The following is a 3,274-nucleotide window of genomic DNA, read 5'->3' as shown; positions in this document are numbered from 1 at the left end:
CGGCCTGGCGAGCCTCACGCGCAAAGCCGTTGAGCTGCGGCAGCGTTTCGTAGGTCAGCACATTGGCGGCGGATTGCATCGATTGCGTAGCCGCCGTCAGATCGGTCCCGGCGCCGGAAAGCGTCGTCATCAACGGCCCCTTCGGGTCGGACAGCGATTGCGTGAGCTTGCGCGTGGCCACCAGCGTGGAATCGAGGTTGTCGGCAATCTTGGGCAGACGGCGCATGGTCGGCTCAGCCTGCTGCGCGAGCGTGCTGTAGGCGTCCATCGTCTTCTGGAACGATTGCAGCGACGCCGTGATCTGCTGGCGATGCTCGTCGTCAAACATGATCGACAGCGAGTTCAGCGTCTGATCGAGCTTGGAGAGCATCTGGTCGCCGCGCTTGTCCAGTTCGTCGAGGAAGCCGGCGTCCATGCGAATGCGAGCGGGGTCCTTCTGGGATGTGGCCAGTCGCACCGGGCTGGGCGCGTGCTGGCTGTTGTCGAAACCGCGGTCGTCGAGCTGCACGTAGGCCAGACCCGTCACACCTTGGTACGCCAAGCGGCCATACGTCGTGGTGGTGATGGGCGCATCCTTGTCGACCAGCACGCGCACGACGATCTGCCCCGGCACCTTGTCGTCAAAGCGGATGCTGTCGACCTTGCCGACGTCCAGGCCGCGATATTTCACGGAAGCCTGCGGGTTCAGCCCGTTGACGGTGGAGCGCGTGACCACGTCGTACGGCACGCGAACGGTCTGGTCGCGGTTGAACCACATGACGGCCAGCCCGATGAAGATGACCAGCCCAATCGTGAACAGCCCGGCCAGGAATGCGTGGGCCTTGTTTTCCATCAATCCTCCTGCGTCGAAAGCGAGGCTGCAGCCACCGCCTCCGTCATCTGCGGGCCCAGCGCCATCAGGGCCCGTTTGCCCCGCTCACCCAGAAAGTACTCCTTGATGAACGGATGATCGATCTGAATGATCTGCTCCAGCGGCTTGGCCGCCACCACCTTGCGATCCGCCAGCACGGCAATGCGGTCGGACAGCGCTACCAGGGTGTCGAGATCGTGCGTCACCATCACCACGGTCAGGCCCAGCTCCTGGCGCAACTCGCGGATGAGCGCAACGTAATCGTCCGACGCGCGCGGGTCCAGCCCGGCGGTCGGCTCGTCAAGAAACACCAGTTCCGGCTCCAGAGCCAGCGCCCGGGCCAGCGCCACGCGCTTGATCATGCCGCCCGACAGGTCCGACGGCATCTTGTCGGCATCGGTCGATTTGAGCCCCACCATCTGCAGCTTGAGCATCGCCACGCGCTGGACGAACGCGTCGGGCAATGTGCGCAATTCGCGCATCGGCAACGCCACGTTGTCGATCACGGACAGCGCAGAGAACAGCGCGCCGTGCTGGAACTGCATGCCCCAGCGGTTGCGCATCGACTGCAGATCGTTGCCGACCTGGCAGGTCAGCTCTTCGCCAAAGATGTGGATCGTGCCCGAGGTGGGTTTCTCCAGCCCCACCACTTGGCGCAGCAGCGTCGTCTTGCCGCTGCCCGAGCCGCCGACGACGGAAAGCACCTCGCCGCGAAACACGTCCAGATCGATGTTGTCGAGCACGGTCACCTTGCCGTAGCGCTTGGTAACGCTGCGCACCTCGATCACGCGTTCGCGCGCGGGCGTGATCGCCGGCGGCGCCCCGGCGTGCTCGATATGCGGATGGCGGGGGCGCGTCATATCCCGACGTCCTTGAAGAGGATGGCGAACACGGCATCCGCGAGAATGACAATGGTGATCGACACCACCACGGACGTGGTCGTGCCCTCGCCCAGGCTTTGCGTGTTGGGCTGGATGCGCAGGCCGAAGTGGCACGCCACCAGCGCAATCAGCATGCCGAACACCACGCCCTTGCCGATGCCGAGCCACAGGTTGGCTACCGGCACCGCATCGGGCAGCGAGGTGATGAAATACGTCGGGCTGATATCGAGCTGGAACTTGGCCGCAAGAATGCCGCCCGCCAGCGCCAGCAGATCCGTCCACGCCACGAGCAGCGGCATGGCAATCGCCAGCGCAATCACCTTGGGCAGAATCAGCCGAAAGCCGTGAGAGATGCCCATCACGCGCATCGCGTCTAGCTCTTCGGTCACCCGCATCACGCCGATCTGCGCGGTGATGGCCGAGCCGGATCGCCCTGCCACCAGAATCGCAGCCAGCACCGGCCCAAGCTCGCGAATGATGGCCATTCCCAAAATGTTGACGATGAAGATGCTGGCCCCGAACACGCGTAACTGGTTGGCCGACAGATAGCTCAGCACGATGCCGATCAGGAAGCCTACCAGCGCCGTAATGCCCAGCGCCTTGTAGCCCGTGCTGTAGATGTTGGCGGAGATCTCGCGCCATGGCCCGCGATGCGGTGCGCGCACGAACCTGCCGAAGTCGAACATCAATTGGCCGACCATGGCGATGCCGTTACGGGCGTGATCGAAAAAATCGAGCATGCCCTCGCCGAGGATCGCCACCGGGTTCATGCGCGGCGCCAGGCGCTGCTTCCAGCCGCCGGGGTCGAGCTTGGCCACGCGATCGAGCATGCGGCGCTGGTCGGGTCGGGCATCCAGATGTTCGGGCCACTGGTTGCCCCAGGCGCGCCAGAGCAGTTGCGCGCCAAAGTGGTCGATACGACCAACTTCGGTCAGGCACCACGCGTTGGCGTTGTCCAGCCCAGCGCGGATCTGCTGGCGCGCGCTACGCACGCCGGCGCGCTCGGCCAGCGCGAGCGTGGTCCAGTCGCCGGAAAGAAAGGCGACAGAGCGTCCCTCGACAACGCGCACCTCAAGCTGCGGTGTACGGCTGGTGATCAAACGGTTCTCCGTAAGCGGTGATGCCGGATATCGGTCGAATTGTAGCCAAGGCGCCGCCAAACGCTGTCACACTGGCTGCCACACTGTGAGGCCTTTTCGTCGCTTGAAGCAAGCGCCGCGCCCCTGTTTGGATGGCCGCTCGTACAATGCGCGCATTCTTAGCGCGAACTTGATCGCCCGTTTTTTTATGTCTCTTGCCGAACCCTCCGTGCGGTGGCGCCTTGCGCGCGAGCGCATCCAGCCCAGCGGCCCGGCTGCCGGCTGGCCTGTCGATGTGGTTGAGACCACCGGCTCCACCAGCGCCGACCTGATGGCCGCCGTGCGTGATGCCGCCTGGCCTGCCAACACGACGATTCCAGCCCCGGCCGGCGCCCCGCCCCGGCGGGGGGCGGCGCGGGCCCAGTCTGTTATTAAAAAAAGGCCCGGCCGACCCGAAACCGTGT

General features: G+C 64.9%; 3 protein-coding genes and 1 pseudogene. 1 reads left to right on the top strand and 3 read right to left on the bottom strand.

From position 1 onward, the window contains the following. From ACCD03_RS25440 to ACCD03_RS25430, 3 genes are all read right to left on the bottom strand, one after another. Nucleotides 1-832, bottom strand: an 832-nt coding sequence (locus tag ACCD03_RS25440; protein ID WP_413413274.1) for an MlaD family protein, incomplete at its 3' end; no start/stop codon positions are given. Next, nucleotides 832-1,710, bottom strand: coding sequence for an ABC transporter ATP-binding protein (locus tag ACCD03_RS25435; RefSeq protein ID WP_045202418.1), 879 nt, complete (start codon nucleotides 1,708-1,710; stop codon nucleotides 832-834). The genes ACCD03_RS25440 and ACCD03_RS25435, both read right to left, overlap by 1 nt. Beyond that, nucleotides 1,707-2,831, bottom strand: coding sequence for an MlaE family ABC transporter permease (locus tag ACCD03_RS25430; protein ID WP_413413273.1), 1,125 nt, complete (start codon nucleotides 2,829-2,831; stop codon nucleotides 1,707-1,709). Before ACCD03_RS25430 ends, ACCD03_RS25435 begins: the two co-directional genes overlap by 4 nt. Before the next feature lie 187 nt (nucleotides 2,832-3,018). On the opposite strand from ACCD03_RS25430, the pseudogene ACCD03_RS25425 reads away from it, so the two are divergent. After that, a pseudogene (locus tag ACCD03_RS25425) lies at nucleotides 3,019-3,274 on the top strand (biotin--[acetyl-CoA-carboxylase] ligase); the annotation flags it as partial.

The organism is Ralstonia sp. Ralssp135 (assembly GCF_047304345.1).
Lineage (GTDB): Bacteria > Pseudomonadota > Gammaproteobacteria > Burkholderiales > Burkholderiaceae > Ralstonia > Ralstonia chuxiongensis.
Note: the sequence above shows the minus strand (reverse complement) of the source record. Positions and strands in the feature narration are given on the sequence as shown.